Source organism: Moorena sp. SIOASIH (genome assembly GCF_010671925.1).
Classification (GTDB): Bacteria; Cyanobacteriota; Cyanobacteriia; order Cyanobacteriales; family Coleofasciculaceae; genus Moorena.
The window spans coordinates 737483-756866 of record NZ_JAAHIH010000005.1; the positions used below are offsets into that span (position 1 = coordinate 737483).

The 19384-nt window shown below is 45.3% G+C and carries 19 protein-coding genes and 1 pseudogene; 16 read left to right on the forward strand and 4 right to left on the reverse strand.

The genetic code is table 11. The features are described 5' to 3' along the window. Positions 1 to 39: 39 nt before the first annotated feature. Entirely contained in the window at positions 40 to 2415 is a 2376-nt protein-coding gene (locus tag F6J90_RS30395) for a transglycosylase SLT domain-containing protein (RefSeq protein ID WP_293102379.1), read from the reverse strand. Positions 2416 to 2691: 276 nt separating this feature from the next. On the opposite strand from F6J90_RS30395, the gene F6J90_RS30400 reads away from it, so the two are divergent. Continuing rightward, positions 2692 to 2880: a hypothetical protein gene (locus F6J90_RS30400; RefSeq protein ID WP_293102381.1), complete on the forward strand. Its 189-nt coding sequence runs from the start codon at positions 2692 to 2694 to the stop codon at positions 2878 to 2880. A gap of 107 nt (positions 2881 to 2987) precedes the next feature. On the opposite strand, the gene F6J90_RS30405 is transcribed toward F6J90_RS30400, so the two are convergent. Beyond that, positions 2988 to 3971 (reverse strand): 3'(2'),5'-bisphosphate nucleotidase, encoded by a 984-nt coding sequence (locus F6J90_RS30405; RefSeq protein WP_293102384.1) that lies wholly within the window; start codon positions 3969 to 3971, stop codon positions 2988 to 2990. A gap of 337 nt (positions 3972 to 4308) precedes the next feature. On the opposite strand from F6J90_RS30405, the pseudogene F6J90_RS43800 reads away from it, so the two are divergent. From F6J90_RS43800 to F6J90_RS30420, 3 genes and pseudogenes are all read left to right on the forward strand, one after another. Further along, positions 4309 to 4425 (forward strand): annotated as a pseudogene (locus F6J90_RS43800) (YqaE/Pmp3 family membrane protein); the annotation flags it as partial. A gap of 253 nt (positions 4426 to 4678) precedes the next feature. Continuing rightward, on the forward strand, positions 4679 to 4837 hold the full coding sequence (locus tag F6J90_RS30415) for a YqaE/Pmp3 family membrane protein (RefSeq protein WP_008187338.1): 159 nt from the start codon (positions 4679 to 4681) through the stop codon (positions 4835 to 4837). A 24-nt stretch (positions 4838 to 4861) separates the two neighbouring features. After that, positions 4862 to 5362, forward strand: a complete 501-nt coding sequence (locus F6J90_RS30420; RefSeq protein WP_071103242.1) for a hypothetical protein — start codon at positions 4862 to 4864, stop codon at positions 5360 to 5362. A 664-nt stretch (positions 5363 to 6026) separates the two neighbouring features. Here the strand turns inward: F6J90_RS30420 and F6J90_RS30425 are convergent. Continuing rightward, positions 6027 to 6170, reverse strand: a complete 144-nt coding sequence (locus F6J90_RS30425; protein ID WP_293102391.1) for a hypothetical protein — start codon at positions 6168 to 6170, stop codon at positions 6027 to 6029. Here F6J90_RS30425 and F6J90_RS30430 point away from each other — a divergent pair. The 12 genes from F6J90_RS30430 to F6J90_RS30485 all read left to right on the forward strand — a co-directional run bounded on the left by F6J90_RS30430 (position 6169) and on the right by F6J90_RS30485 (position 17843). Then, positions 6169 to 6744 carry a DUF3727 domain-containing protein gene (locus tag F6J90_RS30430; RefSeq protein WP_071103243.1) on the forward strand — a complete coding sequence of 192 codons (576 nt, stop codon included), beginning with the start codon at positions 6169 to 6171 and terminating at the stop codon, positions 6742 to 6744. The two genes, F6J90_RS30425 and F6J90_RS30430, sit on opposite strands and share 2 nt — an antisense overlap. Before the next feature lie 66 nt (positions 6745 to 6810). Then, positions 6811 to 7890, forward strand: coding sequence for an endolytic transglycosylase MltG (gene mltG / locus F6J90_RS30435; protein ID WP_293102393.1), 1080 nt, complete (start codon positions 6811 to 6813; stop codon positions 7888 to 7890). A gap of 383 nt (positions 7891 to 8273) precedes the next feature. Next, entirely contained in the window at positions 8274 to 8825 is a 552-nt protein-coding gene (locus F6J90_RS30440; RefSeq protein ID WP_293102396.1) for a YqeG family HAD IIIA-type phosphatase, read from the forward strand. 381 nt (positions 8826 to 9206) lie between these two features. Then, on the forward strand, positions 9207 to 9470 hold the full coding sequence (grxC, locus tag F6J90_RS30445; RefSeq protein ID WP_293102399.1) for a glutaredoxin 3: 264 nt from the start codon (positions 9207 to 9209) through the stop codon (positions 9468 to 9470). Between the two features lie 343 nt (positions 9471 to 9813). Continuing rightward, a complete protein-coding gene (gene gshB, locus F6J90_RS30450; protein WP_293102402.1) occupies positions 9814 to 10836 on the forward strand; it encodes a glutathione synthase in 1023 nt (340 codons plus the stop codon). A 21-nt stretch (positions 10837 to 10857) separates the two neighbouring features. Further along, positions 10858 to 11325, forward strand: a complete 468-nt coding sequence (locus F6J90_RS30455; protein WP_293102404.1) for a DUF4870 domain-containing protein — start codon at positions 10858 to 10860, stop codon at positions 11323 to 11325. Positions 11326 to 11356: 31 nt separating this feature from the next. Beyond that, positions 11357 to 12496, forward strand: a complete 1140-nt coding sequence (locus tag F6J90_RS30460) for a Gfo/Idh/MocA family oxidoreductase (RefSeq protein ID WP_293102407.1) — start codon at positions 11357 to 11359, stop codon at positions 12494 to 12496. 231 nt (positions 12497 to 12727) lie between these two features. Next, positions 12728 to 13471, forward strand: a complete 744-nt coding sequence (locus tag F6J90_RS30465) for a DUF4230 domain-containing protein (RefSeq protein WP_293102410.1) — start codon at positions 12728 to 12730, stop codon at positions 13469 to 13471. 232 nt (positions 13472 to 13703) lie between these two features. Further along, positions 13704 to 14075, forward strand: a complete 372-nt coding sequence (locus tag F6J90_RS30470; RefSeq protein WP_293102412.1) for a DUF2237 domain-containing protein — start codon at positions 13704 to 13706, stop codon at positions 14073 to 14075. 240 nt (positions 14076 to 14315) lie between these two features. Next, entirely contained in the window at positions 14316 to 15194 is an 879-nt protein-coding gene (locus tag F6J90_RS30475) for an NAD(P)-dependent oxidoreductase (protein WP_293102415.1), read from the forward strand. Positions 15195 to 15402: 208 nt separating this feature from the next. After that, a complete protein-coding gene (locus F6J90_RS30480; protein WP_293102418.1) occupies positions 15403 to 16902 on the forward strand; it encodes a GMC family oxidoreductase in 1500 nt (499 codons plus the stop codon). A 353-nt stretch (positions 16903 to 17255) separates the two neighbouring features. Continuing rightward, entirely contained in the window at positions 17256 to 17843 is a 588-nt protein-coding gene (locus F6J90_RS30485) for a hypothetical protein (RefSeq protein ID WP_293102421.1), read from the forward strand. Positions 17844 to 18066: 223 nt separating this feature from the next. Here F6J90_RS30485 and F6J90_RS30490 read toward each other — a convergent pair whose 3' ends face one another. Next, positions 18067 to 18450: a DUF559 domain-containing protein gene (locus tag F6J90_RS30490; protein WP_293102424.1), complete on the reverse strand. Its 384-nt coding sequence runs from the start codon at positions 18448 to 18450 to the stop codon at positions 18067 to 18069. Between the last annotated feature and the right edge of the window lie 934 nt (positions 18451 to 19384).

The following is a 19384-nucleotide window of genomic DNA, read 5'->3' on the forward strand; positions in this document are numbered from 1 at the left end:
GTAGGGTATAGCTGAATGTTTACGGTCAGTCTTGCTGGATCACTCTTGAGCCAAAAAGTCTACTAACTGCTGACTAAACTCAGGATTGTATAAGCGTAAGTAATTCCAGTAATTACCCAAAACTTGCTTGACATAGTTTCTGGTTTCACCAAAGGGTATGGTTTCCACAAATTCATCTAAATCAATGGGTTCATTTCCCTTGAGCCATTTCCCTACATTACCTTGACCAGCATTGTAACTAGCAATGGCGAATGCGGAGTTATCCTCATACACGCGATGGCTATGGGCAAGAAACCAGGTTCCTAGTTTAATATTATCGTTGGGTTCCGCTAGTTTATAGTCGTTGAAATTGATGGATTTCCCTACCCAAGCTGCAGTACTGGGCAACATTTGCATTAAGCCCATGGCACCAGCAACTGATGTAATGTTTGCCTCAAATCGAGACTCTTGACGCATTAAGGATATAACCAGTAGAGGATTAATGTTACGCTGTTTTGACTCGGTTTCGATCACCTCTATATAGGGAAAGGGATAGAGGGCTTGCCAGTAAGCCGGTTTTTTCCTGATTTTCTGGTACTGCTCCTGTTCTTGGGAGGTTTCTCGGTCTTCGAGAGTCTCTACCAGGGAAATTCCTTTGAGGTATTCTCCCATCGCCAGCCTGAACAAGCCATCAGTAAACTGTTGGGGAACAGTGGGCTTGAGGCGAGTTTGAAATTCGGCTTGCCACAGGTTCCAAGCGTCCTGGTCTTGACCAAGCTGATACAATTCCTTCAAAGCTGCTGAGCCCACAGGTAACTCTGGTCGCACCGTTGGCCAGTTTACAGTAAGGTATGACTGGCGCAGTGTGGTAAAGTCTCCCACATCCCAACCCAACTGTACCGCTGAGCGCCAAGCATAGTAAGATTGAATATGGTTGGTAATCACCTGCTTAAAGGCTGCTTCGGCTTCCTGCTTCCGTCCTAGCTGAGTTGCCCATTTTCCCGACCAAAACCCTGCCCTACGGGCGATCAGACTGTGGGGATTATCCTTAAGGATAGGCTGAACTTTATGCCAAGCTGTCAGGATGTCGCCATTTTGTGCAGCCTCCTGAGCCATCTGCCAGTGATAGTCGGCTGCCGCATCAGAATTACTATACTTGTCGATTAACAATTTATAGGCTTGCTCAGCAGCGTTGGGACTGTTGAGTTGCTCCAGAGTTTTGGCTTTAGCCAAAAGTGCCTCAGCAGCTCGGTCGGGAAAGCGATCGATAACTTGGTCGAAATACGGAATCTTGTCAATGGGTGGTTCTAGTGCAGCTAGTTGAAGATAAGCCAAAGCGGTTTCTTTGGCATTGGGAAATTCCTCAACCATCTTTTTATAAGCCAGTTTCGCTGCTTTGGGCTTTTGGGCATACTGAAGTCCTCTAGCCCCTAGGTAAGTATGCTTAGGTGTTGGTTTAGCATTGGCATACGCAGCACTGGCTTGAGCATATTTGCGGTCTTTCCAATAGGCTAATGCGATCGCTTCCCAATCTTGGGGCTGAATTATAGCACGATTTTTATCATCGACAGATTTCCCATAATTACTCACTAGTTTATCTAGCACTAGGGTAACCCCTGGTTGGTCAAAGGTATACCTGGCTAATAACAGCATCAGTTCAGGTTGATTAGGCTTATCCTTGAGCTGTTGCTGGATTAATTCAATGATGCGAGGATGAGAAGGATAGTTTTTCAGTGCTCGTTCCCAGTATTTGGGCTCTTCCGCAGAGAAGTCATACATCTGCTGTATTTTTGCCAACCAGGGCTGCTCAGAACTCCAGATGGTGCTGGCATATTTCGGAGCAATAGATTCCTTTTCTGGTTTGCGGTAGGGTGAATCATCTGACAAGAAGGCATACAAGGCTTCAGCTGCTACTGGCTGATTACCATAGCGTTGGAGCAACTCCTGCCAAGCTTCTTGGGCTTTAGCTTTGTTCCCAGTGAGTTGGTAAGCCTGTGCTCGTTTGAGCACAATATGTCCTGCTAATACTGGATATTCCCACTCTAACTTATCTAACCAACGCAGTGCCTCCCTTCCCTGCTGCCCAGCTATGGCATCAACCGCCAATAGGTAACGAGCACGGCCACGATTGAGGGATTTTGGTCCAATTGCGATCGCTTCGAGTTGTGCCACCCGCTGCTGGGGGGATTGGGATGCTAGTTTTAGGACTGTAGTGTCCTTGGGATTTCTGCGCCCCATGATTTGCTGGGGGAGCAACACTACCCAATTCGTTAATCCTACCGGGTTCTTGCGATAAGTCAACACTAACATGGTGAAGATCAGCAGTAGGCTCAATCCCACACTAGACGCTAGTAGGATTTGTCGTCTGCTACGCTGGCGCAATTGCTGGCGCAATAAAGGATAGTAGCGGGAGAATTTCAAACGTGACCGTTTCATAGAGCCTCCTTCTGATGCACGTCCATATTAGGATGAGATTTTGGGAATAGAAAGCTCTGTGACATCATCTCCGGGAGCATTGGTATTGTTAAGCTTGAGTAATTGGTGATTATGATGACTCAACGAGCCATTACCAATGCACCATTACTCTGACCCAAAAACACCTTTAACTATAAACACTACTGAAAGAACCGGACAGGATCTGGCATTTCAACGTCTGTTCCTTTAACCATATTCCGGAACCCCACAACTGTGCTGTGATTCGATAGAAGACTTATGGAACGCGGAAAAATAGTTGCTATTATAACTGGAGCTATATCGATATTGCTAGCGATCGCTTACTTAATTATTGTCCAGCTGCTAGATTTTCGAGGAGAAATGATACCTGCTCCAGTCAGCCAATCATTAGACTGGGGATATTGGATGGGATATTTTTCCCCTGGTGTTGCGCAATGGTTACTTTAAATGGAATTCCCTAGCGTAAACGCGCGAGAATGATCCGGCAAGAGAAATACTATTCCCTTGCCGGATTCTTGCCCTAGGTTATGATATGCCCTGTGCTTTAGCTGTCTCTAGTTGGCTGTATCCCGCAGTGCTGCCAACACCGTCTCATGGATTACACCATTGCTGACAACCACACCCTGATTTTCAACTAGCTTAGAACCGATAGAAAAGTTCAGAGGCTTGCCATGCATATCTGTAACAACTCCACCAGCTTCCTCCACAACAATGGTGCCTGCAGCATGGTCCCAAATTTTCTCACGGTAGTTGGGATACTTCGAGGAAGGTAAACGTAGGTAAAGGGCTGCGTGACCAGAGGCAACCGCACCATACTTAGCCTGAGAATCCATCCGCAGGGAGTCTGCAGTAATTCCCACCGCCTTAGCTACAAAATCTTGCCGAGAATGGTCACCATGACCAGATTCCACGCTTTCAACGAACCGGAGTTCTGCTGTATTGTCAGCATCAGTCACTTGAATCGATTGGGGTTCCCCACCACTAATAGGTACCATGGTTGCTCCCTGACCCCGCACTGCCACAAATAGGACACCCCGTTCCCCATCGGGTTGTGCTAGGTTCACGGGTAACGCTGGGCAAGCTAGCACTCCTACTTTCACTTCACCTTGTTCTACCAAAGCTAAGGCTACAGCATATTGATCATTACGCAGAAACCCTTTGGTGCCATCAATCGGGTCTAAGGTCCAGTAGCGAGGTCCAATCTCACCATTGCCTCGATTAATCCAACTAACCACTGCCTCAGGAGTAGCATCATTAGTTACAGATTGTACATAACTGGTTACCTGTGCCAACTGAGTCGCCATAGTTGGTTCCACCAAAACAGCAGCATCTTCTTCACCCACTACTGGGTCATTAGGAAAGGCTTGGGCAAGTAAGCGGCAAATCACCGCCTGGGAACCATAATCGGCAACAGTGACAGGGCTTTTGTCACTTTTTTCCATAGCTTCAGTCACCCGTTCACTCCGGACTTGCTCACAAATTTTGGCAGCGGCTAAGGCTGCCTCAATCGCAACCTGTTTCTCTTGTTGATAAGACATTGTAAATAACTGCTCCTAAGGGCGAAAAGATTTTTGGAAGGTTTTCTCGGTCATGGGTAATAGGTATAGCTAATCGGTAATAGACCCTTGAGTAATCACCATTAGCAATTAGAGATTACCTATTACTGACTAGGAACTGCCTGGTTTTAAAGGCTTGTGGCCTAGCAGCATGTTTTTCCCTGACCTTAGGGACAGAGCTAGGAACTGGCAGTCATTCATAGGTGTCATAACCCTTACGGGAACTAATCTCCATTGCTGGCATCTTAGCTAGGAAATTCCGGATTCAGAGGAAATTACCAGGGAATTAACTAAGAGCAGTAATCGAGGTACAACAATAATGTATTTCATCCGGATCATCTGTGCCATTTTCCTTCCACCACTCGGTGTGTTCTTGCAAGTGAGTTTTGGCAAGTCCTTTTGGCTTAATATTCTGTTAATGGTATTGGGTTTCATTGTAGGCACTCAACTTGGTTTTCCCAAATATGGTGTAGTGCCTGCCATACTCCATGCTGTATGGGTGACTGCTAATCAAGATCAGGATTAAACTGTTTACTAGGGACTCTGCCCTAACCGAACACAAACCAGGGATTATAGGTCCGGTAAACCGGCTCTAAGACTAGAATAATTTGGCACAATGGAAGTGAGTACGCAACAGCAGTGCTTCAGCCAATCAGCCTTGTCCTAACAAACACCAAAGGTATACAAGAATGGATTTAATTCGGATTTTATGTGCTATTTTCCTGCCACCACTGGGAGTATTTTTGCAAGTGGGTATTGGCTGGCCCTTTTGGATAAATATTCTTTTAACCCTATTGGGGTATATTCCAGGTATTATCCATGCCGTTTGGGTGATTGCCAAGAGATAAAATAAAGGATTAGACTGACTACAAATGTACAGTTCCAAACAATCATCCCAACCTGTGAAGTATAAGGCTTTGAACTATCAGGGAGTCTACCCCTGCCCAGTCTGTCGTGTCGGTCAGATTCAAAATTTATCGTTAATGGAAGCTTTTGCCTGTCACGAGTGCCGCCACATTTTCACTGCTGATCTCGAAAGGCAAATACTCAAAATAACCGATCGGCAGCCCCCAATGACCTGGCACTGGAATGGCAAAAAGTGGACAGGGGCGCATTTAGAGGGGGTTGAATGGGGATGGGTGAATTGGTTCTTAGCCTTGGCATTTGTAGTTTGTCCAACGACCTTAATTGGGGCAGCCGTTTATATGTTTCCCCCTGCCCCAGATAGTCCTGTATCTTGGCTTCCAGCTGCTTGGGTAGGGTTAACGTTTTTATGCCATCTGGCAATTGTTGTCTGGTTGGTGATGGAATTTTATCAATTTCCAGTTTGGGAGTACTTGAGAATTGGACGGCAGCGAATTCTGGGTCGTTAGTTGTGTTAATTAACTTGAAAATACTGCTGAGTATTGTTAAGAAGAACACCCTTAGATTTTCATCCTTTATTGCTTCTATGTTACTAATTCATACTTGCTCAGGTGCCCTTGACCCATTAAGAATTAAATTCGCCACGGGTCGCACCTCAGGATCACAGCTCTAGGGGTTTGCGTTTATGGTAAGTATAATTTGTTACTAAATTCAGTACTGCTGCTTTAACATAGGGGGTTGGTAGTGCTAATTATGCACCTCAAGTAGCGTGGCCTACGGCCAATCGCGTAGCGGCTCTGTTCGCGTAGCGTGGCCTTTGGCCTTAAGAGCATTGACCGTAGGTCACGCTACTTGAGGTGCAACCCATGGCACTAAAACCTTTTGGCTGAGCTGATTTCCTAGAGCAACACATTCTTATGCTCATGTCAAGTCCCACTGATTAGTTATACTTATAGGCTGCTAACAACACTTTTTTAGAACTGATTGACCGTAGGTCACGCGGGGCGCGTTCGCTATGATTGAAGAATGTGCAATTTTTAGCCATACCATAGTCAACTAATGCTTATGCTCACAGAAAACCGATGATTGTATAAATAGTATAGACTAACCCATTCAAAGACAACTGCTGGAACTCTCGTACTTGGTTTTGGTGCTATCCTGATGGGAAGCAGTCTACACTTGAGCGTACTGTCGCGTACTGTCGCGTACTGTCAAAACTGTCGCGTACTGTCGCGTACTGTAAAAGCGTACTGTCAAAAGGGAGGTTGGATTTCTTTCCACGACCACTTGACCACTAATAGACACATTAAGTGCCATGTTTTCATCTCAATCCCCCCAAGAAAATGGGGAATCTCCAAAAGGGGACATTACGCTGAAGGACGCTAACGGTAAAACTCTCGAATGTTACATTGAGCATTCCCTAGAGCTAGAGGGTTGTCAATACCTTCTGCTGTTACCTGTGGACTCACCCATAGAAATTGTTGCTTGGGATGATGATGATGAAGACTTAGCTGATGCCTCTCTAGTTGAAGATGAAGCTGAGCTTGACTTGATATTCCCTGACGCCCAAGCTGTTCTAGCTGAGCAAAATCTTCAGCTCAAGCGCACCGCTTTTACCTTAACTGTTGCTGGTGAGTTGCCACCAGTGGACGAAGACGACATTCTCACCCTGGAAATTGAAGACGATGATGTTCCAATGGAAGCAGAGGAACTACAGGAGCTAGCGAGCTTTTATCACAAAGAACAAGAGTATGGAATCTATACGCCTGTAGAGCCACTCCTGTTTTTTGCTCGCTCGAACCAATCTGGTCAACCCGAGTTACTGTCTACCCAGGAAATTAAACAAGTTCAGCCATTGCTCGAAGAACTGCTATTCGATGATCTTGAGTAGGAGACAAGAACTCGGGTTGACCCTTTAAAGGATTCAGGGGAAAGTAGTGTTTTGGTGTATAAGAGTATGAAAACTCTCAAAAGCATCTCCAATAGGTTTTTTTATTTCGTTCTCTTGCCAGCGACCCTTGGTATTTGTGCATGGCAGGGCTGGGAGTGGTGGAGTTGGGTGGTATCCCCACCCGTTAAAGCACAATCTTCCGAAGATGTCGCTCCAACCCTCGTAAAAATTGAGATTCCCCCAGGAACCCCAGGTCAGCAGATAGGCAGAGATCTGGAAGCTTCTGGTTTAATTCGCTCGGCGGATGCTTGGAAACTCTGGACTCATTGGCGGCAGCTGGTAGACCGAGATGGTGAGTTTAAAGCTGGAACTTACGAACTATCACCAACTCAACCCCTGACAAAAATCGCCGAAACCATTTGGAAAGGGAAGGTGATGCAGCTGTCTTTCACCATACCGGAAGGGTGGTCGATTCAGCAAATGGCGAATTATTTTGAATCCCTAGGATTTTTCCCGGCTGATGACTTTATCGCTGCTAGTAGTAAAATCCCCTGGGATAAGTACCCTTGGTTACCCAGTGAGCTGCCTCATCTAGAAGGTTATTTATACCCAGATACCTATAAGTTACCCAGTGATGGCATCTCGCCACAAGCAGTCATCGAACAAATGCTTAATCGATTTGAGCAGGTAGCTTTACCAGTATACCAAAAAGGTCAGTACAAAACCCAGCTTAGTATCAATGATTGGGTAACATTAGGGAGCATTGTCGAGAAGGAAGCAGTAGTTGCTGAAGAACGCGATCGCATTGCTGGTGTCTTTACTGAACGGTTGCGGCGAGGGATGAGATTAGAAACGGATCCCACGGTTGAATATGGATTGGGGATTCGACAAACTGCTGATCAGCCCCTGACCTACAAGCAAGTGCGGCAACCCTCCCCTTACAATACCTATCTCAACCCAGGACTACCTCCGACCCCGATTGCCAGTCCTGGAATAGGGAGTTTGAAAGCAACCCTTGACCCCGAAGACACCGAATACCTATTTTTCGTGGCTCGTTACGATGGCACTCATGTTTTTAGTAAAACCCTAACAGAACATGAAGCAGCTAAAAATGCCATCCGTAGAGAACGGCGAGCTAAACAATAAACCACAACAACTCGTGATCACAGAAGCTTTATCTACTGGGGAGGTTGAGAGAAAAGAATACCCCGACCTAAGATGACGGGGATGCATTTTCGACAATGTTAAATTAGGGGATAAGGGTCTCAAAAAACTGGGTATTGACCCTACTCAGCTACCTCCGGTGCGGGGGAAAGTTACGCCCTAGGAGATAACAGCCAATTAGGTTGTGCAAAGGATACCCCATTCCTGCGACGGATGGGGAAGTTCAAAGGTTCGATAGAATCAAATCACTATAATCGTTGCCCGCTGCCATCATCAGGCTGAGCGGGCTTAGTGTATTGACAATTGACGGGTAAGCATCAAAAATCAACAGAGTTACCGACTTTCAATTTATCAGTTAACTAAATATGTCTTGGGTTTCAAAGTTACAACCTGACTTAATCCTTGGTGGCTCCATCTTAGACCTGACACCAGATATTCTCCAGCAATATCAGCTCTCAGGTCTAGTGTTGGATGTTGACCAGACTTTAATACCAGTGACGAAATCCCGTGTTTCTCAGGAAATTGAACGGTGGGTAGAGCAAACTAGACCGATGGTTTCCCTGTGGCTGGTCAGTAATAACCTCAGTGAACATCGCATTAGCCGTATTGCTTCCTCCCTAGATTTGCCTTACATATATGGAGCTCGCAAACCTTCGCGACGCAAGCTGAAAATAGCTGTAGATGCGATGAACCTACCTATAGACCAAGTGGCAATGGTAGGCGATCGCTTATTCACTGATGTCTTAGCTGGGAATCGACTGGGAATGTTCACCATTCTTGTAGAGCCCATAAGGGATCCAGCTATGAGCAAGTCTTTATACCCAATGCGTGATTTAGAAGTGTGGTTCTCTCAAGCCTTAGGGGTTTCCCTGACCACCATGCAACAAAACTTCAACAAACCTGACAAATCAAAATAAACTGAAATATAAAGAAAATATTATAAAAATTACTAAACCAGAATTTGTCTGAAATAATTAGGGAGTGTTGGAAGTAGGGTCAGCTTATATAAAGACCCATGATATGACCAACCTTTTAAATGGGGTCAGCCTATATAAAGACCCTAGCTATAATAAGCGCCTATAACTAATAGACAGCCCAGCCTTGAGGTAATCAGGAGCTGGGCTGTCTATGGTTTGGCATTACATTACCCAGCCTTGACCCCTATTAGCCTAAGTAACTAAGGATCCCCCCTAACCCCCCTTAATAAGGGGGGGAGTAGCCCAATCCTCAAGAATCTGCACCAAGCTAAACCCCAAGGTAAAATTTAAGAAACATTACTTAACAAACTATCGCCAAGCATGAGCGCAAACGTTGAAATCTACACCTGGAGCACTTGCCCCTTCTGTATCCGTGCTAAAGGTCTACTAAACAAGAAGGGAGTTGAATTTACTGAATACTCTATTGATGGTGATGAACAGGCACGAGCGAAGATGGCTCAAAGGGCAAATGGAGCACGCTCATTACCACAGATTTTTATCAATGACCAGCATATCGGTGGCTGTGATGAGCTTCACACTCTGGAATTTCAGGGTAAGTTAGACAACCTGCTCAAGGCAAGCTAACCACTAGGTGATTGAGCATCTAGTCTTTGGAAAGCACAACGGAAAAGAACACCTCACGACTAGATAACTATCACTACACGGATATTATCCTAAAGGTGATAATCTCATCCGGTTTATATAGCGTTGATCCCACTTATGAGTAAGGATCCCCCCTAACCCCCCTTAATAAGGGGGGGATATGATTCCCTCAAAACCCTATTTATTATTCCCTTTTGCCTTTTGCCTTTTGCCTTTTGCCTTAATCCCTGTTACCCGTTCCCCGTTCAAGATCTTGAGCACTATGTTACCGAATCAAATAGGATTGCTGTAGCATAGGGTAATTGGTTGACAGGGGAATTCAACAGTGAAATTTGCGTTTATAATAGACCCTCTCCCGAAACTTGATCCCGGTCACGATACTAGTGTGGCGCTGATGGAAGCCGCACAGGAATTAGGTCATGAGGTTTGGGTTACTGAGGCTCAACAATTGAGTGTTATTCAGGGTCAGGCTTGGGGGCTTCTACAACCTGTGCAACTAACTCCAGCCAAACTCGATGACGGGCATTGGGTCGTAAGTGAACAGTGGTACCAGACTGGTAAGGCTCTGTTGAAACCTCTAGAGGAGATGGATGCTGTCTGGATGCGGACAGACCCGCCTGTTACTATACCTTACCTGTATGCAACCTATATCTTGGACTACATTAATCCAGATAAAACCTTGGTGATTAATTCACCAACTGGCATCAGGACAGCTAACGAAAAAATGTATGCCCTCCAGTTTCAGGAGGTGATTCCACAGACAATTGTCAGTCAGGAGAAATCGGTGATTCGGCAATTCCTTGAGGAAAAAGAGGCAGCAGTACTCAAACCTCTAGGAGGCAAAGGTGGTGAGGGTATTATTTTTCTACAGCCAAGCGATCGCAATTTTAACTCCTTGGTGGAAATTAGCACTAAACAGGGTAGTGAGCCAGTGATGGTTCAGGCTTATCTGCCTGCGGCGAAAGATGGAGATAAGCGGATTATCCTCTTGAATGGTGAACCGATTGGAGCAGTAAATCGCATTCCCACAGGTAAGGAATTTCGGGGTAACATGGCTGTGGGTGGTCGAGTAGCGGCTACGGAAATTACTCCCCGAGAGGAAAAAATCTGTGCCCTCCTCAAGCCAAAACTGCAGCAAGATGGCTTATATTTGGTTGGCATAGACGTTATCGGCGGCTACCTCACCGAAGTTAATGTCACCAGTCCTACTGGCATCCGGGAAATTGACCGCTTAGATGGTACTCATCTGGCTAAACAGGTAATTACCTGGGTTGAAGCATTTAAAAACAACGGCGGTGACACAATAGAATCGGGTAACCAGACTGCTGAGCAAAGTCATGGGGTTTAATGTCCGTTTTGGGTCAGTTTTATGAAGCAAGGAACAGTGGCACGGAACGATAGGAAAGCTCGAATCTGGGGGATGCTATGTCATCTATCCTCCCTGCTATGGATTCCTCTATTGATTATGGGTCTACCTATCCCCTTGGCTAACCTGGCAGGACCGTTGATGATCTGGTTAAACAAGAGGAATAAATACCCCTTTGTCAAGGTTCACGGTAAAGAATCGATTAATTTTCAAATCTCGATCACCCTTTACGCTACCATTATCCTGACCATATTTACGGCATTTGCCTGGGCGTTTTTCATCCTAATTGGTGCAATAAACGATTTTGACCCTGACTCTTGGTTGGAGCTGTTTAAGCTCATAGAATTCTGGCTATGGTGTATAGCTAGTATGCTGGGAATCTTTGATTCACTGCTGGTGACTATGGCCTCAATCGCTGCTCAATATGGTAGGCATTACCGTTACCCGTTTACCCTGCGATTTTTACGATAAGTCCCTAAGATAAGTCAAGATATAGTCTACAATGGCTGAGTTTTCTGCAACAGGTGCAACTGAACAGCTACCGAAAATTGGTGTGGCGGTAGTGGGAACTGGATTTGGACAAAAAATCCACATCCCTGGCTTTAAAGCTCATTCCCGAACGGAAGTGGTGGCTGTATATCACCGAGACCCGGATCAGGCAAATGCGTACGCAAACCAATATGATATTCCCCATGGATGCGATCGCTTAGAAGACATCCTAGCTTTACCGGAAGTAGAAGCGGTTAGCATCTGTACTCCCCCGTTTCTGCACTACGAAATGGCGAAAATGGTTCTAGAAGCAGGGAAACATCTGCTACTAGAGAAACCCATGACCTTAAGGGCAACGGAAACCCAGGAGCTTTACCAACTCGCTACAGAAAAGGGTGTTGTCGCTATACCTGATTTTGAATTCCGCTTTATCCCCTCATGGCAGCTGTTAGCGGAATATCTCGAAAAAGACTATGTCGGTAAAAAGCGTCTGATTAAAATAGACTGGTTAGTCTCTAGCCGAGCCAATCCCGAACGCCCCTGGAACTGGTATGCTCAAAAAGATAAGGGTGGTGGAGCACTAGGGGCAGTTGGTTCTCATGCCTTTGATTATATTCATTGGCTATTTGGACCAGTGCAGCGGTTGTGTGCTCAACTGAGTACTGCAATTCCAGCACGGCCAGACCCCAATGCTAGCAATTTACTTAAGCCAGTAGATGCCGATGACACCTGTCTGTTATTACTGGAATTGGCAGATGGTACCCCTTGTCAACTCACTATTAGTTCGGTAACCTATCAAGGGCGAGGTCACTTTGTAGAGGTTTATGGCGATCGCGGTACCTTAGTCTTAGGCAGTAACAATCTCAAAGACTACGTTCATGGATTTCGCCTGTGGGCAGCCACCGCCGGTCAATCCTTGATGGAAGTAGAAATTCCCCAGCGACTAGCATTTGCTGAAACCTATCTCGATGGTCGTTTAGCCCCATTTATCCGGGTGGTTGACCATTGGGTGCAAGCCATTGACAATGGTAGCGTTAGCACACTATCTCTCAAAGAAGGAGTGTACTCCCAGATGTTAATGGATGTAACCCATGAGTCCCATGAAACTAGAGGTTGGGTTGAAGTAGATCAGCAGAAGTATAGCGGTTTTTAATAGGGAATAGGGAATAGGGAATAGGGAACAGGAAAAAAACTTTGTTTACCTTATTAGGCTATAAACTGCTATATATATCCTAAAACTGCTTCCATAGCTTTGATATTTTGAGAATATAATTTTTGATGGTCAACAGCATTTCCTTATTTTTAAATAATAGCATAGATTCGGAATAAAAAACTGTTAATAATTAAAACAACTAACTGACTATAATATTTAAGGTAAACGAAAATGAAGAGTCAGCATCAAAAGCATCAGTTACTCAGCATTATCTCTAGTATACCTAGAGGTTTGATTTTGATGAGCACAGGGGGCATGATACTCACGACGCTAATTTTAGGAGTGGTGATGTGGCGCACTAGCTCCCGGTTGTTTGAACAAGTTAATGGTCTATTCGACTTATCGCAATTAAACTTATCACAGCCAGAACCAGAGGTGGATGTCAGAAACGTTGTGGTTAATAAAGTTCGTAACGTTAGTGAATTGACCACTGCTGTGTTTAGCATGGAGGCAGTTGTTCCAACTCGTCAAGATAGAAACTTAGGACAATATCGCTTAGCGTCAACGACATTACTCTACATTGCTTATGGGGAAGTCAGAGCTGGGGTTGATTTAGGGAAATTAAGCGTAGATGATGTCAAAGTCAGCAATGACTCGATCCAAGTGCAGTTACCAGCGCCTCAATTACTGGATAGCAAGATTGATGTTACCCGTTCCCAGATTTACGACTACAACCGAGGATTTTTAGGTCTTGGACCCGATGTTGCCCCTCAATTACAGATGCTAGCTCAACAGCAAACCCTCCAGAAAATTCAGACTACTGCTTGTCAGCAAGGTGTGCTAGACCAAGCTAATCAAAGGGCGCAATTAGTGGTTACTAATTTATTGATGACAGCTGGTTACAAAACTGTAGATGTCAAGCTTAAACCTTCATCAGCATCAATGTGTTTGACAGCTTTACAAACACCATCCTAGCACAGCGTTTGGTAAGCAGTCAGCAGTCAGCCGTCAGCCGTCAGCTAAAAATAAAATTCGTTTCCGTAGCGTGGCGCAGGCTTCGACTATTCAAAAGCTGATAAGTGATAAGTGATAAGTGATAAGTGATAAGTGATAGCTGATAGCTGATAGCTGATAACTGATAGCTGATAACTGATAGCTGATAGCTGATAGCAAAGTAATTGGCGTAATTAAACTAGTTTATTATATCATGAACAATGCCAAAAACGTCCTTGGCGGAACCCTAAAGGTGTGCTGCACATTTCCCATGACGGGATTTTTTCGCAATGGAAAATGTGACACAGGACCAACTGACGTTGGTGTACATATCGTTTGTGCAGAAATGACGGAAGAGTTCCTATCTTTTACTCAGCAAAGAGGGAATGATTTGAGTACACCATCCCCGGTCTATGGTTTTCCTGGTCTTAAACCCGGAGATCAATGGTGTTTGTGTCTCAGTCGTTGGAAGGAGGCGCTGGATGCTGGGGTTGCGCCACCGGTGATTTTGTCAGCAACCCATGAAGCAGCCCTTGATTACATTCCGTTGGAAGTATTTAAGGAACACGCTATTCTTAACGGCTAACCGTTGATATAGCCGTTTTTAATTAGGTGAGGTATAGATGTTTTTAGGGAGTAGGGAGTAGGGAGTAGGGAGCAGTGAAGAGCAAGAGGCAAGAGGCAAGAGGCAAGAGGCAAGAGTTAAAAAATACTATGTACCTCATAGTTATGAAAACCGCTGTATTTAATAGGCACTTCGGGAAATCAAGAGATAGAACAGTAACAGGGATATCCGTTTTCCCCCCTTACTAACCCTATAATTTTGATGAGAAAAAAACTCTTAGTGACAGGAGCTAGCGGTTTCCTTGGATGGAACCTTTGCCAGCTCGCCAAAGAAAAATGGGATGTTTATAGCACTTCTTTTTCCCAGAGAATAGAGATTCCAGGAATAACTGTGGTAAAGGCTGACTTGAGAGACTTTCAAGACATAAAGCATCTGTTTGCTGAGATTCAGCCAGCAGGAGTAATTCATACCGCAGCTCACTCTAAACCTAATTTTTGTCAGACCCATCGAGAGGAATCATATTCGATTAATGTTACAGCTTCTATCAATATTGCTCGACTAAGTGCAGATTATGATATCCCTTGCGTGTTTACCTCTACTGAGTTGGTATTCGATGGTTTAAACCCTCCTTATCTGGAAACTGATCCGGTATCGCCTATCAGCTATTACGGTGAGCAAAAAGTGATGGCAGAAGAAGGGATGCGATCGCATTATCCTAAAGTCGCGATTTGCCGGATGCCCTTAATGTTTGGTATGATTCCCCCTACTGCTAGTAGCTTTATCCAACCCTTTCTCAAAATTTTGAGGGAAGGACGACCATTGAGCTTATTTACTGATGAAATTAGAACCCCTGTCAGTGGCACAACAGCAGCGAAGGGACTGTTATTAGCTCTAGAGAAAGTCCAAGGTCTAGTTAATCTGGGCGGAAAAGAACGGATATCCCGCTATGACTTTGGTTGCCTGATGGCTGAGGTATTTGAACTTTCCCAAGATAATTTAGGACGCTGTCTACAAAAGGATGTACCGATGGCTGCCCCTAGATCTCCAGATACGTCATTGGATAGTTCATTAGCATTTAGTTTGGGGTATCAACCGTTATCAGTGCGGGAGCAATTGGAAGAGTTACGGGGGAAAGTGTAATTATGTAAGCTGTCAGCGGTCAGCGGTCAGCGGTCAGCTTTCAGGTTATTTTATTCAAAAGCACGCACCTTAAGTAACTTGGGCGTAGCCCATAAGCTGAACGCGCACGCGTGCGCGTAGCCCTTAAGCTGATAGCTGATACGCGACACGCTGATAGCTTAATTTTTACCGCAAAACTAATTAGCATATTCTACTGGGAGCATTCAAGATGGCAGAAGCAAATTCCATGTATGACTACATTGTGATTGGTGGAGGTTCTGCGGGAAGCATAGTAGCTTCAAAGCTTGCTGCTTCTGACTCAAATGCAAAAATTCTGCTGATCGAAGCTGGAAAGCTCCTACTCAATCCCAAGATGTACAACCCAAGTGATTGGTTTGAAGTCCTACAACAACATCCGGAGATTGATTGGGGTTACCAGTCAGTACCTCAAAAAAATTTAAACAGCCGTGTGATCATGCTGCCGCAAGCAAAAGCCCTAGGTGGGTGTGCATTACATAATGCCATGGTCTATGTCAGAGGTGGACGCTCTGACTTTGATAAGTGGGGTAAGGTAGCACCTGGTTGGTCATGGAATGATGTACTACCGCACTTTGAAAGTATAGAGCAGATCATCAAGGTTTTGGTGGCAAAGACAGATCATTTGAATTTTATTAACGATTTATTCGCTGCTGCTAAACAGTACGGTTTACCTGAAAATCCTAATTATAATACCAGCGAGAGTCAATATGGATACGCTCCATTTCAGTTCAACAATATCAGAGCACTTTCAAAGCTTTTTCGTGAAACCACATTTAACACTTTTTTACCAGCAGTTCATACAAATGTAACTGTAATAGCTGAAGCTTTGGTAACCAAGATCCGATTTAATAATACCAAAGCAATTGGTGTTGAATATGTTCAGAAGAACGAAAAATACTTTGCAGGTGTGCGACATGAGGTTGTGCTGAGTGCCGGTGCGATTGCGAGTCCAAAAATATTGATGCTTTCAGGCATTGGCGACGAAACTGAGTTGGCGAAATTTGATATTCCAGTAGTTGTGAATGTTCCAGAAGTCGGCAAGAACTTACATGACGATCTTTTCGTTAGTGCCGGATTTTCTATTCCCGAAGATAAAGATGTACCAGTGTATTCCTATAGCCTAGCTCCAGCTGTGATTTTCGGCTCTACGGAAAATAGTAGTTCAGTTGTTGATATAGAGTGTTCAGTGGGAGTGGGAACACTCAAAGGTTTCCCTGGCCCAAAAAATTCTTTTTGGTTGTGGCCAAACGTCATGCACTTGAAGAGTAAGGGAACTATTACGCTGCGTTCAAGTTCTCCTGATCAAGCTCCTCTTGTTGACCCAAAGTATCTGACAGTGCCAGGAGATCTCCAGTCATGTATAACAGCCCTTCAGTTAGGTATCGATATTGGGAATCAATCAAGCTTGGGGCAATGGCGGGAAAAGCAAATTGCTCCAGAACCCGGAACAGATTTGGAGAGTTACATCAGAGAAACAGCCAATACCACACAGCACTATTGCGGAACTTGCAGAATGGGGATTGATCAGAGTTCTGTGGTGGATACAAAACTTAAAGTTCGAGGAGTATCAGGTCTGCATGTGATTGATGCTTCTGTCTTCCCATTACCAATAACCGCAAACACAGCAGCCGCAACCATGATGATTGCTGATAAGGGAGCTGACATTATCATCCGGTCTTACCATAACTAACTTAAGAGAAACGAGCTGCTTGCCTAGCCCATTCACGGTAAGCATTCAGCCGTCAGCCGTCAGCCGTCAGCCGTCAGCATTCAGCTGACGTAACAAAGATTAAACGAATGCTTACTTGTTTTATTTAAAAGCTCAAAGCTGATAGCTGATAGCTGATTACTGATAGCTGATAGCTGATAGCTTACAGAGTGATTTCCCTACCGATAGTTCGGTAGTTAGCACGAAACAAAACAAATCTCCCAAAAGTCAATAGTCCTAAGTGAAAAGGCAAACACCAGCAATTGGTCTTGATGCTGTTGGTAAGTCCTCTAGCTTGGCCTATGGGTACACCTTCAACTAATAAAGGGAATCAGATGAAAAACTTGCGTGCAATCACCCCATCCTCTTATATTATTGCTGCCTGTGCATTAACCGGGATTGTATCCTTTAGTGCAGTAACTAGCCAAGCTGGTCAAATGAAGTTCTTACCATCAGGTAACTCTACCGCAACCGCTCAGGTTGAATCAGTGGACAATCAAGACCTAGTGGCAGCAGTACCGATTCCCAGCAGTGAATTACCACCAGCCCTAGAGAAGAATACCGTATTTCGTGCGATCGCAAGCGGTGGTTTCTTTGGTCAAACGGTTGAAACCCGTCTGCTCAACAATGGACAAGTGATTCAGCAGTACATACGGATAAATGGGAATAGCACTCCCACGGAGATTGCTCGCATTTCCCCTCAAGATGTCAAAGGCTTTGAAGAGTTTCTCAACAAAGACGTAGACTTTGGTCAGTTTGATCAGCTCAGTTACCCTGCTCCTAATGGTGCCGCTGATTACATCAGTGTTACTCTGAGCAGCAATGCTGGTACGACACGTTATGCCGATATTGGTAGTAATCAGCTCCCGGAAGCTTTGCAGCAAGTGATTCAGAATTGGGAAACTATCGTGAGTACTAAGTGAGGTGTCAGTGGTCAGTGGTCAGTGGATGCGTCGGTGTTTTGCCCCCCTAACCCCCCAATTTTGGGGGGAATTATCCGATGCGTCGGTGTTTTGCCCCCCTAACCCCCCAATTTTGGGGGGAATTATTGGAGGACAACGGGGGCTTGAACCAAAACCAAACGATCGCGAATTCATACTTCAATTGCTGCAACACCAATAGATCAGACTTGTTTATACACAGTAGCTAGTCTGCGGGTAAACAAGCTTCTGCTACTTGGACAATGCGGGCTAGAACGGTTTGCAGATCTCTGAAAACTTCTTGGTTAGTAAATCTCAACACTCGATAACCAAACAACTGAAAATGCTTCGTTCGAGCCTCATCATAGGCTTTTTGCTGTGTATGAATGTCTCCATCAACCTCAATGACTAATTTGCATGATGGACAGTAAAAGTCAACAATAAATCGCCCTACCGGATGCTGACAGCGAAACTTGAGTCCTGCCAGTTGACGACCACGCAATGCACTCCATAACTGTGCTTCGGCAGGAGTTAGATTTTGCCGCAGACGACGAGCAGCCTGCTCAGTTTGCGGGGTAGTGCCACGAATTCTAGGATAGTCTTTTGGCATCAGTAGAGTAGGTTAGACAGTCTTTTTATACAGAGTACCCAGGATTAGTCCAAGTTCTCCCAAGTTGCCGATGCCCTCCCAGCCCCCCAATTTTGGGATGCCCCCCCAGCCCCCCAATTTTGGGATGCCCCCCCAGCCCCCCAATTTTGGGATGCCCCCCCAGCCCCCCAATTTTGGGGGGAGAAAATCTCGAGGGGTTGAAACTCCCCCAGAATTGGGGGATTTAGGGGGCGCTATGGTCAAAGTCCCCCAGAATTGGGGGATTTAGGGGGCGCAGTGGTCAAAGTCCCCCAGAATTGATACTGCTGGCGAATTTAACATTTAGAAATATCAGCCTGAAGACAGCAGTCAATATGAGCCCCCCAACCCCCAATTCTGGGGGAGCATGAACTTAAAGTTAGCCATCTGCTACTCTTGTGTAAACAAATATTAATTTCGCCAACGGTATCAGAATTGGGGGATTTAGGGTGCGCAGTGGTCAAAGTCCCCCAGAATTGGGGGATTTAGGGGGCGCAGTGGTCAAAGTCCCCCAGAATTGGGGGATTTAGGGGGCGCTATGGTCAAAGTCCCCCAGAATTGGGGGATTTAGGGGGCGCTATGGTCAAAGTCCCCCAGAATTGGGGGATTTAGGGGGCGCAGTGGTCAAAGTCCCCCAGAATTGATACTGCTGGCGAATTTAACATTTAGAAATATCAGCCTGAAGACAGCAGTCAATATGAGCCCCCCAACCCCCAATTCTGGGGGAGCATGAACTTAAAGTTAGCCATCTGCTACTCTTGTGTAAACAAATATTAATTTCGCCAACGGTATCAGAATTGGGGGATTTAGGGGGCGCAGTGGTCAAAGTCCCCCAGAATTGGGGGATTTAGGGGGCGCTATGGTCAAAGTCCCCCAGAATTGGGGGATTTAGGGGGCGCTATGGTCAAAGTCCCCC